This is a genomic window from Dinoroseobacter sp. S76 (assembly GCF_049801095.1).
Lineage (GTDB): Bacteria > Pseudomonadota > Alphaproteobacteria > Rhodobacterales > Rhodobacteraceae > Dinoroseobacter.
In genome coordinates, this window is the sequence record NZ_JBNAGH010000019.1 from 1 (window position 1) to 13,883 (window position 13,883).

13 protein-coding genes are annotated in these 13,883 nt (G+C 61.7%); 4 read left to right on the top strand and 9 right to left on the bottom strand.

Annotation, left to right across the window (positions count from 1 at the left end):
• Nucleotides 1-193 precede the first annotated feature (193 nt).
• The 8 genes from ACP153_RS22305 to ACP153_RS22340 all read right to left on the bottom strand — a co-directional run bounded on the left by ACP153_RS22305 (nucleotide 194) and on the right by ACP153_RS22340 (nucleotide 9,152).
• Complete coding sequence (locus ACP153_RS22305) at nucleotides 194-1,291, bottom strand: hypothetical protein (protein ID WP_424973220.1); 1,098 nt, start codon at nucleotides 1,289-1,291, stop codon at nucleotides 194-196.
• Nucleotides 1,221-2,558, bottom strand: coding sequence for a hypothetical protein (locus tag ACP153_RS22310; protein ID WP_424973221.1), 1,338 nt, complete (start codon nucleotides 2,556-2,558; stop codon nucleotides 1,221-1,223). Before ACP153_RS22310 ends, ACP153_RS22305 begins: the two co-directional genes overlap by 71 nt.
• A gap of 43 nt (nucleotides 2,559-2,601) precedes the next feature.
• Complete coding sequence (locus ACP153_RS22315) at nucleotides 2,602-3,093, bottom strand: hypothetical protein (RefSeq protein WP_424973222.1); 492 nt, start codon at nucleotides 3,091-3,093, stop codon at nucleotides 2,602-2,604.
• Between the two features lie 12 nt (nucleotides 3,094-3,105).
• On the bottom strand, nucleotides 3,106-3,756 hold the full coding sequence (locus ACP153_RS22320) for a hypothetical protein (RefSeq protein ID WP_424973223.1): 651 nt from the start codon (nucleotides 3,754-3,756) through the stop codon (nucleotides 3,106-3,108).
• 142 nt (nucleotides 3,757-3,898) lie between these two features.
• Nucleotides 3,899-5,476 (bottom strand): caspase family protein, encoded by a 1,578-nt coding sequence (locus tag ACP153_RS22325; protein WP_424973224.1) that lies wholly within the window; start codon nucleotides 5,474-5,476, stop codon nucleotides 3,899-3,901.
• 32 nt (nucleotides 5,477-5,508) lie between these two features.
• Entirely contained in the window at nucleotides 5,509-6,414 is a 906-nt protein-coding gene (locus ACP153_RS22330; protein ID WP_424973225.1) for an OmpA family protein, read from the bottom strand.
• On the bottom strand, nucleotides 6,411-8,471 hold the full coding sequence (locus ACP153_RS22335; protein WP_424973226.1) for a caspase family protein: 2,061 nt from the start codon (nucleotides 8,469-8,471) through the stop codon (nucleotides 6,411-6,413). Before ACP153_RS22335 ends, ACP153_RS22330 begins: the two co-directional genes overlap by 4 nt.
• 3 nt (nucleotides 8,472-8,474) lie before the next feature.
• Nucleotides 8,475-9,152 carry a hypothetical protein gene (locus tag ACP153_RS22340; RefSeq protein ID WP_424973227.1) on the bottom strand — a complete coding sequence of 226 codons (678 nt, stop codon included), beginning with the start codon at nucleotides 9,150-9,152 and terminating at the stop codon, nucleotides 8,475-8,477.
• A gap of 261 nt (nucleotides 9,153-9,413) precedes the next feature.
• On the opposite strand from ACP153_RS22340, the gene ACP153_RS22345 reads away from it, so the two are divergent.
• The 3 genes from ACP153_RS22345 to ACP153_RS22355 are packed head-to-tail and all read left to right on the top strand — an operon-like array spanning nucleotide 9,414 to nucleotide 11,854.
• Nucleotides 9,414-9,989 (top strand): OmpA family protein, encoded by a 576-nt coding sequence (locus tag ACP153_RS22345; RefSeq protein ID WP_424973228.1) that lies wholly within the window; start codon nucleotides 9,414-9,416, stop codon nucleotides 9,987-9,989.
• A gap of 33 nt (nucleotides 9,990-10,022) precedes the next feature.
• Complete coding sequence (locus ACP153_RS22350; protein WP_424973229.1) at nucleotides 10,023-11,531, top strand: caspase family protein; 1,509 nt, start codon at nucleotides 10,023-10,025, stop codon at nucleotides 11,529-11,531.
• Between the two features lie 26 nt (nucleotides 11,532-11,557).
• Nucleotides 11,558-11,854 (top strand): hypothetical protein, encoded by a 297-nt coding sequence (locus ACP153_RS22355; RefSeq protein ID WP_424973230.1) that lies wholly within the window; start codon nucleotides 11,558-11,560, stop codon nucleotides 11,852-11,854.
• 57 nt (nucleotides 11,855-11,911) lie between these two features.
• On the opposite strand, the gene ACP153_RS22360 is transcribed toward ACP153_RS22355, so the two are convergent.
• Nucleotides 11,912-12,592 carry a GntR family transcriptional regulator gene (locus ACP153_RS22360; RefSeq protein WP_424973231.1) on the bottom strand — a complete coding sequence of 227 codons (681 nt, stop codon included), beginning with the start codon at nucleotides 12,590-12,592 and terminating at the stop codon, nucleotides 11,912-11,914.
• A 299-nt stretch (nucleotides 12,593-12,891) separates the two neighbouring features.
• On the opposite strand from ACP153_RS22360, the gene ACP153_RS22365 reads away from it, so the two are divergent.
• A complete protein-coding gene (locus tag ACP153_RS22365; protein ID WP_424973232.1) occupies nucleotides 12,892-13,875 on the top strand; it encodes a TRAP transporter substrate-binding protein in 984 nt (327 codons plus the stop codon).
• Nucleotides 13,876-13,883 lie beyond the last annotated feature (8 nt).

Consider the following 13,883-nt stretch of genomic DNA (forward strand, 5'->3'; position numbering starts at 1 on the left):
CTTTCTCATCGTCCACTCCTCGGTGGTTACGATGAGCAACAAACTCTCTCTTAGCAAATGACCCTGTTTGGACCCATAGGCACTGACGTCAGACACTAAACGCGGTGCCGGGTCACTTGCAGGCAGTTGCGAGAGCTATTTCCAACGCACAGAAGGCGCCGCAAGACGGCGCCTTCGTTTGGTGATGGGTCGCTCAGCTAGACAGCTTCAGAAACGGAAGGTTGATGACCTGTCCGACGCGCATGACCGGGGACACCACGGTGTCATTTTCCTTGGTCTTGACCCCGACGGTGATACCGCCGCCGCCATCGCGGACGCCCTTCAGCTTCAGGACCCCATCGGTGATCGGCACGATCACTTGCTGCTTCTGACGCTTCAGCCGTACCTCGAAGCTCAGCGGACCGGAGAGCAGCGCGACCACGTCGCCATCCGTCGCGCCGGTGTCGTAGAGGTAGACCTCGGCGAGCACCACGCGGTTCTGACCCATCAGATCTTTCATTATCGCCTTGTCATCCTCGGCAAGCCCGATCCGGTTGAGAAGGTCGGTTTGCTCCTGAGAGCTGGTGGAGGGCGCCTTGGCGGTCTGGTTCGCGTCATAGACGATGAGATCCTTGGCGGAGGGATCGGCAACGAAGGACTTGGTCTTGTCGACCGCCCCCTCGAGCCCACTGGTCACGCATTGCTTGATGTCCTGCGTGAGGTTGGCGACGGTGGCCCCGTAGCCTTCGATCATCAAGCCGGTTGCCCGCTCGAGACCCAGGCGCTGGATGTCTTTGACATATCCCTGATCGAGATCGCAGAAGTTGACCTTGGTCCCGGTGAGATAGTCCTCGCGGCCCTGAGCACCAAAGGGGGTCTGATCGGGCCGATGATTGACATGGGCATCGTTCGGAAAGCTGTGCGCCATGGAGTAGTTCGGCCAGCCGGGGCCCTGATACCGCATGGTGCCGAATACGAAGACCGAGGGCGTGTCCTGGGCGTGGATGCTCAGGCCATGGAGGACACCCGGAAGGTTGACCTGCATCGGGACCTGATCTGGACCGAGACCTTCGGCGCGCTTTGCGGCCTCAACGATGAACCCTTGCACCTGGGTCAAGGGGCCTTTGACGAACTTCCCCAGTTTCCGCTTGCTGCTGAGGATTTCCTGGCCTTCGTCACCTTCCGGCAGATCGAGACTGGCGATCTGATCGCCGGCGGGACCGTTGAGGAAGATCAGGCTGTCACCGGGCTCCATGGCGGCCATCAGACGCTTGGACTGCGACAGGACGGTCTTGGCGGCTTCCTTGGGCATGGTGTCGCTGAGAACGACGATACGGTCTTCGGCAGACGCGGCGACGGGGGACAGGGTGAGCGCGGCGAGAAGGGCGGCTGTTTGGAACTTGGACATGGGTTTCTCCTGGGTTGGACGGTTTGGTTTCAGATTTGTGGGGGAGGGGGGGGGGGGGCGCGGCCTCGCGGGCCGCGCGGAGGTAGTCATGCTCGGCCTTGGCCTTCGCGGCTTCGACCAGGGATGCGGCCACGCGCTCTTCGCTGCTTGCCATGAGTGCAACATCCTCGATGTGCTTGGCGCGGACTGCGTCGATCTCAGAGATCTTGCGGTCGTAGCCGGCAATGCGTTCGTTCTGCAGCGAGCGTTTCTGATCGAGCTTTGTCGCCTGTTCCGTCGCCAGTTCTGCGCGGGGGCAGATATAGGGCGCGATCTCGCGGGTCTTGCGACCCATCAGGATGACGCGTGCGGTCAGACCAGCGGCGATCAGAACCTCGGCGATGATATGGACAACCATCAGACCGGAACTCGTCACACCCGAGGGGAAGAGCGCGCCGAGCAGGACATACCCTTTGTCGACGATCTCGAAGCCACTGGTCGACGCTTCGAAAGGGTTGTTGCTCTCGCTCAGCAGGTCCTGCGCGTTGAACCCGCCATTGGCGCCCACAAAGACCACGGAGGTGAGCAGGATCCAGGCCGCGAAGAACCCGAAGCCCCAGCGGAAGGCCCGCATCGCCCGTTGTTCGATGACCTTGTCGTCATCGTGGAGCGTCAACATGCTCGCCACACCGCTTGACGCCAGAACCACAGGGAAGGCGTAGATCACGGCGGTCCAGATGCTGTCGGTGACCTTCTCGATGGTCTCCAGTTCCATCATCATCATGGCCAGCGCCACGGTTGCGACGGTGAGGGCCACCAGGGTCATGATCACGTAGAACGTGGCCTGAACCACCTCCATCCTTGTCATGCGGACGCGGGCGTCCGAAGCCTGGAGGCGACGCCACCGCACGGTGGAGCGAGAGGCTGCCTGGCCCTCATAGTCGGCGATCTGTGTTTCGATCCTTTGCCGGGCCTGAAGCGCCTCGTCTCGCAGAACCACGAGTTGTGCACGCAGCCCGCCATTGAGCTGGTCGGCGACCATCCCGGCATAGGTCCGGGCTGCGGCGACGCCGCCTGTGATGGCCATCCGGCGAACCTGTCGCTCGTCAATCGCGGGCGGCAGGATGCGGATGGTGGACTCTTCAACCAAGCGGGTGCTGGTGGCTGCAGGAATGGGGGTTTGAACGGTCATGATGGTTTCCTTTAGGCTTGAGTGTCTTGGTTGAGGGTTGCGGTCAGATCCCGGGCGGCTTGAAGGTCGGGCCCTTGGGACGCGGGGTTGTCGTGGGCGGCGGATCTCCTTTCACGGGTTTGGCCGGGGGTTTCGCGACGCGGTTGAAGTCGTCCTTCAGGGGTTTGCGCGGCGGAGGTTTCGAGGCCTTGTTGAAGTCCTTGCGGACCGAGGGGGGCTTTCCACCTGCCCGCGGGGGCAGAGGGGGTTTCTTGGGCAAGCCTGGCTTGATGCCCGGTTTGCCGCCGGGCGGCTTGGGGCGCGCTGCGGGAAGCCCCGGACGGGTCGGCTTGACCTTGGGGGCCACCGGCCCGGGCTTGATGGCCTTGGGGCGCATGACCGAGCGGTTTGCTTTCGCGCCGCCCGCGGCGGATTTGAACGCACCCTTGGCGGCCATGGCGCCGGGGCGGGCCTCGGCGGTGTCCGGTGTCAGCGTGGGCATGGCCACGCTGAGCACCAGAGCGAGGAGCACGGGGAGGGATTTGTTGGACAACATCTATCCCCCCGCTCAGAAGCTCAGCGCCAGCTGGCGCATGCCTTGATAGAGCTGGATCGCTGCACTGGGATCCTGCTGGGCCAGCCCGATCCAGACCATGACATCGTGTTTGGCGATCTCACTGGTCAGGGTGACGGGTTTGGGGGCATTGGCCGCCCCGCCCAGGAACGCGCTCAGTTCGCCCATCGGGTTCATCGTGCCGGTGTCGACCGCGTGGCGGCGCACGTCCAGCATCCGCTTGAACGCTTCGCCCCAGATCCCGATCCCTTCGCCTGCGATCCCGCCAAGAACGTCCGGATTGTTCGCAATCAGGAAGCGCACATGCATCGGAAGCCGCGGGTCAAGCGATGCGTAGACCGAAGAGTCCACCTTCCAGACGATGGCCGGGTCATGCACCGCAGTCACCCAGTTCGTCACGTAGACGAATTTCTCCGCCCGGGACATCTGGGCGATCATGGACGGATCGGCGTTCCACATGGCTTCGGCCATGGCCGGGCAGTGGAACTGGTTGAACCAAGCGTGGCTCGCTGCGTGGTCGCACATGATCGGCGCCCCGGCTTTCGGAACCGTCACGCCCAGTTGGGACCAATCGAACCCTTGTGCCGATGCGGACCCGGTCAGGGCCGTTGCCACAAGTGCGATCTTGAGAGTTTTGGTGATCATTTCGTTGTCTCCATGTTGCTGACATGGAAACAACTAACGGCTATCTCGCGCGGCTGAGCGGTATCGCAGTTCTTATTTTACCTTGGGTCAACCTGCCGACACGCCACCGTAAAAGTTACGCCAAAGGGTGGCCTGCGGGGGGCTATTCCTCAAGCGTGTAGAAGCTGTGCACGGCCACGGCATGGGGAATGCCGTCGAGCGCGATGGTCAGCTCGCGCCAGAAGAGGCTCATATTCGCCGTGTCGTCAAACCGGTTGGCTGCACGGCGGACCGCGTCATGTGGCTCTTCGGTTTCGATCACGAGGATATGCTCCGCGCCGAACGGGGCCCAGACCTCTGCGTCGAATTGCAGGGGCGCAGTGGGAGCGATCTCTGCCGGGTCCTTAAGGCCGGTCTTGGTGTCAATGGGCGCGTAGCGCGGATAGATCCACTGGATGGAGCCGTCCGCCGCGAGGTTCAGAACGGTCACATGGGATGTGGAGCGTCCCGTAACAAGAACACCGAAGACGTCATACTCGTAGTAGAGCTCGTCGCCATAGGAAAAGGACACGTTGATCTTGCTGTCGATCACCGCATCCGAGAGCGCATTGATCACGCGCATCTTGTCCACGACGGCCTGTGTTTGCAGGCGCCAGTCATAGCCGACCTCGCGGGTCAGGGCGCGGACAAGATCACCGGTGCCATCGAGGATCTGGCCCTTTTCGAAGTCGACAACGAGCCCGCCCAGCTGCGGCTCAGATGCGGTGGTGGCACCGCTGAGAACGGAGGCCTGAAAGGGCGCAGCCTCAGCGCTCCGGATGTATACCGGGACCGGGTCGAGATCCGAGAACCCGCCGGTAAAGGCCGGCTCGGAGGTGCTCAACGAGCTGCGCAGATCAAAGAGGGGTTTGTCGATCAGGCCAACCGGACTGACCCGAGGTTTTTGCTTGCCCTTGAGCAGAAATTTTACCTCGCGCCGAATATGGGTCTCGAGTTCGCCTTTGGTCACGAGGCCGTCGTCATTGCGGTCTGCCTGACCGCGCAATCCATTGGCAAAGGCAAAGCTGAGCGCGCCGCGGACATTGCCATCGATATTGATCTCGGGCGCCAGCTCGGCGTCTCCGACTGCTGCGAAGAAGACATTGTTGTCGAGGGACATTTCGCCCGCCTCGGCGCTCTCCGCAGGGGGCGGAGGCGGGGGCGGCAGGGGATCCCCTTCGATCCCGTCATGGGTGAAAAAGCGATAGCCGAGATTGAGCGTCGTGGCGCGGATGGCCGTGCCGGAATGGCAGCTATCGGCCACGATGATATGCTCGACCCCTGGTCTCGACGCGATCAGCGCCGCGATTTCGTCATCCCGGATCCGCTCGGCGGATTGCGCGCCCACCGGGCTGAAGCCCGCCAGAAGGAAGGTCTCATCCCGGCCGTCCTCTTCGGTTTCGGGATAGGCGGCGGGCTCGCTGGCGCCATGGCCCGCAAAGGTGACAATGATCGTGTCGCCATCCTGCGCGCGGTCCAGATAGCTTTGCCAGACCGACAGGACCTCGTCGCGCGTGGCCGTTTCATTGGTGAGAACCCGGAGCGCTTCGGGCTCAAGCGCAGCAATGGCCGAAGAGATGTCGATCGCATCATTGACGGCGCCGCGCAGGGGCGTGATGTGACTGTAGCGATCGATCCCGATCACGAGGGCATAGATCTCTGCTGCCACGGGTTTTGGAGCCAACAGAGCAGCCGTGGCCATGACCGGCAGCAGAAAAACGCGCGCAAACCCGGTCATCGGATCAGCACGACTCGTCGGGCGATCTGGTAGTGCTCAGGGCTGTCCTCGGTGATCCCGGTCGGCGCGGGCGGCACCATGGTCTCGCCGCGTCCGACCACGCCAACAACGCCCTTGTAGCCCTTGGCCACCAGGTAATCGCGCAGGCTCTCTGCCCGGCGGAGCGAGAGCTGGTCGTTATACGTGGCCGCGCCCACGGGATCGGTGTGCCCTTCCAGAACAATGCGCGGCGGGTTGCGATCCAATAGGTAGCTCAGAAGCTGATCCGCGACGTCATTGCCCTTGCTGGTGAAGTTGACGCTGTCGAAATCATATTCGATCGCCAGAACAACTTCCTCCACCTGATAGCCACGCAGGTTTTCGATGAAGATGCCGCCCGGGTTGCCACTGCGGGTCGCGGGGATCTCGATCGTTCCATCGGCCAAGAGCATTGCACTTGAGGCCGCAGTGAGGAGGGCTTTGGCCTCTTCAACCGACGCGGCATGGCGTTCCGGACCGTCATTCATCTGATTGATCGCCTGCTGATACCAGCGGGCGGCGTCCTCCTGATTGCCATCCTGCCCCGCCAGATCCCCGAGAAGGGAATAGCTGCGCCAATGGGGGAAGAAGGAAATCGAGCTTTGCGTCAGGTCGCGCTTCAGGGCAGGATCCTGAGCTTCGATGGCGCGGGCAAAGTAGCTCCGCGCAAGCGCCTCGTCGAGCCAGAGACGGAAGTCATCGGGGCAAGCGGGATCCACCGAAATGGTGTTCTGCAGGGCTTCCGCCGTTGCGAAGTCGCTCGCCTGCACGGCATCCACCGCCGCTTGCCGGTCCGTGCAGGCCAGAGCCGCGCTTGCCATCAGGACGGTGGCGGCAATGGCGGCGGAGAAAATCCTTGGACAAGAGATCATCTGAATACTCATTCGGAAATGACATAGGGAAGAATCGTGGCGTGCCACTGGCTGCTCCGGGCACCGGAACTTGTTGTAACGACCGCGTTCAGGCCATTGGCGAGGTCGGTCAGGTGCTGGAGGCCGTCGGGCAGGGCGCTCATCTGCGATTGCGGGATCGTCAACTGGGTGACGGCCGGAAGCGTGTCTTCAACAAGGACAGCAAGCAGATGTCCGCGCCCGGCGGGCTTGGTGACCCGAATTACCATAGGCTGGCCATTGGCCGACAAAGCGCTGGGGATTTCGATTTCGGCGGCGCCGTTGAGCCGGTCCGCCTTGGCCGGAGAAATCACGGATGGGAAGATCTGGTACAGTTCGCAGCCAGGGGTCAGGTCATAGACCACCAAACGGCCGCCCCGATTGGTGGCGACATCAAACAGCACGGTCTGATCCACTTCGAGATCCACGCCCTGTCGGATTGACAGGTCGACGGCCGCGTTCTGGCTCGGCAGGAACATATCCTCGAGCCGTGCGGTGCCGGAGGGATACTGCAAGTCGGCGCAGATGAAAGGGTCGTCGAGCGGAGCAACCGGCAGCGGCGGGGGGTCCTTGTAGAGATCGGGAAGCTCAACGGGGGGCTTCGCCTCGACGACTTTTTCGGGTGGCTTGGGCGCTGGGTCTGGTTCTGCCGGATCCGGCTCCACCTCGGCTGTGGCCTCTGTGGGCGGCTCTGGAGGGTCGTTCTCTGCGACATCAGGCGCTGGGGGGGCGGACGTTTCGTTGCCGGCCATCTCGGTCGGCTCTGTGACGGGGGCGTCTGCCGCCTCTATGTCGGGTGTGGGAGCGGGCTCAATTGTCACTTCCGCCGATGATGGCGCCTCGACAGTCGGGACTGGTGCGTCAACAACGGCCTCAGGCGGGGTGGTGTTCGTCTCGGGGGGCGTCTCTGACGTTTCTTGCGGTGTTGGCGGTGTGATTTCTGCGATTTCGGTCTCTGGCTCTTCGACCGGGTTCGTGGGCGTCTGAGAAGTCTCCGGCGCGGTTACCTCCGGAGCGGTGTTTGACAGAACCTTTGGCGGTGGGGCGGGCTCGGTCACGGGCGCTGGTGTCGGTGGGGCAACCACGACCGGGTTCGTGGTGTCCGGACCGCTGGACGTGAAGGCCACGGTCCGTTCAATCGCGCCGCTGAAGCTGGGTGTGAGCTGGCCCTTGTTCTGCGTTTGGCAAAGGCGTGAGCGGCGACAGAAATTCGCCGATCCGCGCTGCACATAGGACAGAAGTTCCGCATTGGAGACGACGCCGTTGCGATTGGCGTCCGCCGCCTTGTCCCGCGCGCCTTCGAGAAAGAGCGTCGTGAAGACGCCGCCCTTGCGGTTCTCGATCGCGACCTGGGTGGAGGAGGCCGCGGACCAGACATCCATATGGGCTTGCCCGGGGACGAGCGTCTGATGGCCGGCGCTGCGGCTCGCAACCGCGAGATGGCCGCCGTCATCGGGCAGTGGCGGCAGGTTGAAATCACCCACGTCGATGGTGCGGGCAACCTCGTCGAGGTCTGACACGTTGCGCGCGATGGTTCCGGAATAGCAGGCATCCACGACCACCAAAATCTCGCGGTCCTGGAAATACTCCAGCAAGAACCTCAACTCATCGTCCAGGATGATCCCAAGCTCGCCGGGCTTGCCGCGATCTGCCGCGACGATGAACTCATCCTTGCCGTCTTCTTCGTCGCCATCGCGGTCCGTGGTGCTGGCGCCATGCCCGGCGAAAAAGAGGATTAGCCGGTCGCCGGGGTTCGTCCGATCGCGGAGATCCTTGACGATCGTATCAATGATGTTGTCGCGGGTCGCATCTCCATCGAGCAGCATCGAGATCTGGCGATCTGCGAGGCCCAGGTCGCGGCGGACATAATCGCGGAACCGACGTGCGTCGACCGTCGCGCCCTTCAGATCCGCATCCTTGAGATACTTGTACTCATTGATGCCGATGATGATGGCTCGGTCTTCGGCCAAAGCTGCCTGCGCGCCACCAAGGGTGGCGAGAACAGCCGACACCGAGGCCCAGCGTTTGGCCTTCCGCGAAAAATGCTTCATCTACTAAACTCTTATTCTGTCCCGCGCCATGAGCAGCGAGGCTTTGTAATCTTCCATGAACTTTCGGCCCGGTTGCACAAGTTTCCGCTTGCTGCTGGTTTCGGCCGGGCCCTGAAACTCGTAGCCATCCGGGCGGGACGGGTCGAGCGCGGGGCCGCCCACCTGCTCGAATACGCCTCCGATGACGAGCTCTTTCAATAGGTTTGCAGTGGTCGAGGTCGACATGAGATCGGACATGATTTTTCCGAGCTCGGTCAGTGAAAAGACAATCTCGCCATAGTAATCGAGGGTCAGTCGGATCTGTGTGATCTCGTTTGCCGCGAAGAACTTCTCGCTGGGGGGCTTGCCCGCTGCTTTCTCCGCCGGGGTCATCTCGGCCCGGACCTTGTCGTTATGGCTGATGATGAGGGCTTCGAGCTGGCTCGGTGTGCGGCAGCCGAGCGTTTCCATGGAAAAGAAGAATTGCGCAATATGGAGCAGATTGTCGTTTCCGCCTCTGCTCTCAAGGTTTTTGAATTGCGCGAGGTCGAGCGGATCTTTGTCGGAGTAGCCCTTTTTTTCTCGAATCGTGTCGCGTACGGATTCAAAAAAGAAGGCTTCGCTTTCGAGTTGTGCTTCGAGCGTATTCAATGCGGCAAGGTTGCTGTTGTCCAGTGATGGAGTGTCGACCTGCGAACTCATGACATCCGTTTTCCTCTTGGCCCGGTTCCCTCCGCGCCCGCCCATGATCACTCTAAGCCCGCTTCTTTGCAATCTTTTCTCAAGCGAACTCGGTTGGTATCGGAGTAAGGTCTTCGAATGGGACATGGGTACCTCGCTACAACTGCTACAGGGAGCCTTCTCGTTCGCACAGTTTGCGCCGCTTCAATCGTCATCATAAAAATTATTCTACCTTTCGGGTCAGGCCAATTCAGTTGACAATGAAGGGGACAGCGCTCCACCTTGAGCCAAGTTCAAGACATTGCGACAGATTGGGAGACGACGATTTTGTTCCTTCGTAGCTTTATACTGGCCCTGATTGTTGGAACCGGTGTCCAGGCGCAGCAGCACACGCCCGAAAGCCTGGTCCTGGAACTGGCCCCGGGCGCTGCGGGACCCATGGTGCAAACTCTGAAGTCGCAAAACGCGCTCGTTTTTGACGCCAAGCAGCCCTTGCCGACCGTGTTCGACTTCCCGAGCGCCAATGTGACCGTTTCCTTCGAGGAAGGCAGCCATCTGTTGACGGTTGAGGGCATGACGGCGCTGAGGACCGTCTCCTACGCCTTGACGGATCAGCGTCTGGAGACCCAGAAGTTTCAGGTGGCGGGCCATGTGGTTCTGCCGGACGACCCGAATAGTGCAACGCGCCTCTCCGCGCTGCGCGCCGACGCCGTGGTAGAGCATCTGATTGCCTATTATAGCATCCCGCCCGAGCGACTTGTCTCGGTTGGATACGGAGCCACCGCGCCAGCCGACCCGTCTTCCATGGCGTCTCCTCTCAACTCTCGAATCCAGTTCATTAACATTCTTGCCGACTAACCCAGCAGTTGCGCAGTGACCAAGGAGCAAGGAATGAAGTCTATTCTGTTTAGATATATTGGCGGTGTTGTCGCTCTTCTCTTCATGGCGAGCGTGGCTGCCGCCAGCACAGGAGAGCGTGTGGCTCTGGTCGTTGGCAACGCGAACTACGAATCCGCCAGCCCCTTGAAAAACGCCATCAATGATGCGGATGCGATCTCGGCCAAACTCAGCGAGATGGGATTCGATGTCGTTCAGGGCAATGACCTGACCTATGACGCGCTGCGCGACACGGTGCGGGAATTCACGCGGCGTGCCCGCAAAGCGGATCTGACGGTGTTCTACTACGCTGGACACGGGATTGCGGTCGATGGTGATAACTACCTGGTGCCCATTGACGCCACGCTGTCGGATCCGGTGGATTGGGAGTTCGAGGTCTATAATGTCGGCGAAATCCTGCGCCTGATCGATCGCTCCCCCGGGCCGAGCCTCGTGTTTCTGGACGCGTGCCGGGATAACCCCATGGCCGCGACCCTGGCCAGTGCCCAAGGCATGGGGAGCCGGTCTCTGAACAACCGCGGGATTTCCCGCATCCCCACCGAGACGATGGGCACCACCGGATCGGTCATTGCCTATGCGACCGAGCCGGGTCAGGTGGCCGCCGATGGCAAGGGGGATAACTCTCCGTTTGCCATCGCTTTGCTGAACCATCTCGACACCGCGAATACGGATTTCGCCTCGATCACCTCGCTGGTGACACGCGACGTGATTGAGATGACCGAAGGTGTGCAGCGGCCCCGCTTCGATGTCTCTCTGACGGGCCCGCTGATCCTGAATGCGGTCGCTGTGCCGGAGCCGGTCGTGCCGAGCAATGACGTTGCCGTTCTGCCCACGCCCAACCCGACGCCCGTGGCACCTCAGGACACGCTGCAGGTCGAGAAATTCATGTTCGAAGCCGCAATGACCAGCAATGACGTCGCAGACTTCCAAGCATTCCTCACGGCCTTCCCGAACAGCATGTTCGCTCCGATGGCCCAGAACGCGATCACGCGCCTGGAGGGCGAAGCTGAGGAAAAGAAGGCCGAGCAGATGGCGAGCCTGCAGACCGACCGGCTGCCGTCACAGGACCTGACGCGTCTGGTGACCTTGCCGCTCTCGTTGACGGTGACGCCGCAGGCCGCCGCGTTGGTCAGTTCGGAAGCCACCGAGCGCAGCCTCTTCATGAACAAGATGCAACGCCGTCAGGTTCAGCTCCGGCTGAACGTCGCGGGCTACAATGTCGGCAGGCCGGATGGCGCGATCGGTCCGAATACGCGCCGTGGTCTGCGCGAATGGCAGGCGGCGAATGCGTTCCCGGCCACCGGGTATCTCAACAATGTGCAGCACCAGTTCCTGACAGCCTCTACCAAAGCCGGGTATGATGCGCATCTGGCCTCGAACCCGAACGCGCTCACCCCGGTTGTGCGGCAGTCCGGCTCGAGCGGGAAGAAGAACTCCTCTGGCAGCGATTTCATCACCGGCGTGATCGTGGGCACTGGTTTGGGTGTTATTCTCGGAAAATGAAGTCCTTAAAGTTGCAGAAGGCGGCGTTGAACGCCGCCTTCGTCGTTCTCCTTACCGCTATTTCGAACCCTGTCGCGGCTGCTGACTGTCCTGATCTGGGCTTGTCCGGCGCGAAAGCGACGTTGTTCTGTGCGGAGTTCAAAGAGCTTCTCTATGCGCCCTACAAGCCCGAGGCAGAGCGCGATTCAACCCAACCCAGCGACACGATCAAGCGCATACTGGAGAGCGACAGTCTTTGGGGGGAGGTCCATCGCGCGGATCCGAAGAAGACCTTGGCGTTGATCAGTCGCATCCGCGATGCCGGGGGGCTGTCGGAGTACTGACTGGCCGGGGCTGTTCGAGGTTGGCAGGTCGAAGTGAGCGCTGAAACCGCGTCGCGCCTATTCCTCGAAATACCCGCTATGGGTTGTGTAGATGGCGTCGATGATCGGGTCGAGGCGGCGCAGGTGGCGGCGCAGGATGGTTTCGGCTTCGGTTGCATCGCCGCCAAACAGGGCTTCGAGAAGCTCTGTGTGATCCTTGAGCAGATCCTCCATTGCCTCGGCACTTGTCAGGGACAACATGCACAGCCGGTCTACTTGCGCCTTGTTCGCCGCGATCAGCTCAAAGGCCGCTGGACGCTTGGCTGCGGCGCAGAGCAAGCGGTGGAAGGCATAGTCGAGAGCGTGGAACGCGGCGGTGTCGCCGGCAGCCACGGCCTCTCGCTGCTCCTTGAGGCTTTGACGCAGTTTGGCATCAAGCTTGGTGTCGCGATCCGTTGAGGCCTGACGCACCACCTCGATCTCGATGGCGCTCCGAATGAAGCGGGCATTGGCGATCAGGTCCCGCGAGAAGGGGCGCACGATCGTTGCCCGCTGGGGACGGATCAAGAGCAGGTTGAGATTGGCGAGCCGGGTAAAGGCCTCGCGCACGGGTTGCCGCGAGAAGCCGTAGGACTTCGCCACTTCGCTCTCGGAAAGCTTCGCACCGGGCAACAGGTCAAGGCTGACGATCCGGTTATAAAGCGAGTCGAAAATCTGGTCGGTGCTGGTCGCACGCTCAACCGTATCGGTGGACGTCATGGCATCGTCTTTCAAGGGCCGCGCCGGAAAGCAGGGGGAAGGGCGCGGGGTGTAGGTCTCTGTTTTCATCACCATTCTTGCATACCAGTATCCCAATGAGAAGTGATTTGATTTGTCCTTTCTGATAATGCTGGCAGGACACATCTGAAAAACTATGTTGACTAGTATCCCAGTTTCTGTGTTTGCTGAGGCGCAGTACTTTCGGGCTCCTCAGCCCAGGTGCACATCCGGCACGGGGTCCGCGCAGTCGAGGAGGGCTGCCTCCCACCGGATCAATTGACATCTTTGGGAGGTTCAAAATGTTCCATCGCACCCTTACGGCCCTGGCCGCCACCGCTGTGCTCGCGGGCGGCGTCCCTGCGGCCCAGGCTGACACGACGCTCCGTGGCGCCAGCATGTTCGACGAGGCCCATGCCTTCACCCAGACCCTGCGCGAGTTCGAGCGTCTGGTCGCCGAGAAATACGACGGCGATGTCAGTTTCGACCTGCGCCTGAATGGCGAGCTTGGGGTCGAGAAGGACTATGTCACCTATCTCAACCAGGGCGTCGCGGTGGACTACACGATCCTCGCGCCGTCCAATATGGCGGTCTTTTCGGAATCCATTCCGCTCATGGACATGCCCTTCCTGTTCCGGGATCTGGAGCATTGGAATGCGGTTCTGTCCTCGGATGCGCTCGCCCCGCTGGAGGCGGATCTGCGCGAGGCCGCGGGCATCGTGATCGTGGGCTACCATGGGGGCGGGGTGCGCAATCTGGCCTCTGCTGCGCCGATCACCAATATGGAGGAACTGGCCGGTCACCGCATGCGCGTCATGGGCGCGCCCATTCAGGCGCAGACTTTCTCGGCCGTGGGCGCGGCACCTTCGGCGATTGCCTACAACGAGGTCTACAACGCCATTCAGACCGGCGTGATCGCCGGGTTCGAAAATGAGGCTGCCTCGATCCAGAACCTCAAGTTCTACGAAGTGGCGCCCCACATCTCGCTCACCCAGCACACGATCACCGTGCGGCCCATCGTGATGTCGGCCAAGACCTATGATGCACTGCCCGCAAATCTGCAGGCCGCGATCATGGCGGCCGGCGCCGAGGCGGGGGCCTTTGGGCGCGCACTGGAGAGCGGTCAGGACGGCGAGAAGCTGCAGGCCATGGCCGATGCCGGTCAGATCGAGGTCCATGACTTCCTCGGCCGCGAGAAGATGCTCGAGCTGGTGCAGCCCGTGCAGGACGCCTATGCGGCCCAGCTCGGCGCGACCGATCTGCTGGAACGCATCCGCGGGATGTAATCCCCCCA

Bases quoted from the DNA above. Each gene is read 5' to 3' on its own strand.
- ACP153_RS22330 (WP_424973225.1), bottom strand. From the start codon at position 6,414: ATGAGTATTCAGATGATCTCTTGTCCAAGGATTTTCTCCGCCGCCATT.
- ACP153_RS22325 (WP_424973224.1), bottom strand. From the start codon at position 5,476: ATGGCCACGGCTGCTCTGTTGGCTCCAAAACCCGTGGCAGCAGAGATC.
- ACP153_RS22305 (WP_424973220.1), bottom strand. From the start codon at position 1,291: ATGCCCAAGGAAGCCGCCAAGACCGTCCTGTCGCAGTCCAAGCGTCTG.
- ACP153_RS22315 (WP_424973222.1), bottom strand. From the start codon at position 3,093: ATGTTGTCCAACAAATCCCTCCCCGTGCTCCTCGCTCTGGTGCTCAGC.
- ACP153_RS22350 (WP_424973229.1), top strand. From the start codon at position 10,023: ATGAAGTCTATTCTGTTTAGATATATTGGCGGTGTTGTCGCTCTTCTC.
- ACP153_RS22310 (WP_424973221.1), bottom strand. From the start codon at position 2,558: ATGACCGTTCAAACCCCCATTCCTGCAGCCACCAGCACCCGCTTGGTT.
- ACP153_RS22320 (WP_424973223.1), bottom strand. From the start codon at position 3,756: ATGATCACCAAAACTCTCAAGATCGCACTTGTGGCAACGGCCCTGACC.
- ACP153_RS22360 (WP_424973231.1), bottom strand. From the start codon at position 12,592: ATGACGTCCACCGATACGGTTGAGCGTGCGACCAGCACCGACCAGATT.
- ACP153_RS22340 (WP_424973227.1), bottom strand. From the start codon at position 9,152: ATGAGTTCGCAGGTCGACACTCCATCACTGGACAACAGCAACCTTGCC.
- ACP153_RS22365 (WP_424973232.1), top strand. From the start codon at position 12,892: ATGTTCCATCGCACCCTTACGGCCCTGGCCGCCACCGCTGTGCTCGCG.
- ACP153_RS22335 (WP_424973226.1), bottom strand. From the start codon at position 8,471: ATGAAGCATTTTTCGCGGAAGGCCAAACGCTGGGCCTCGGTGTCGGCT.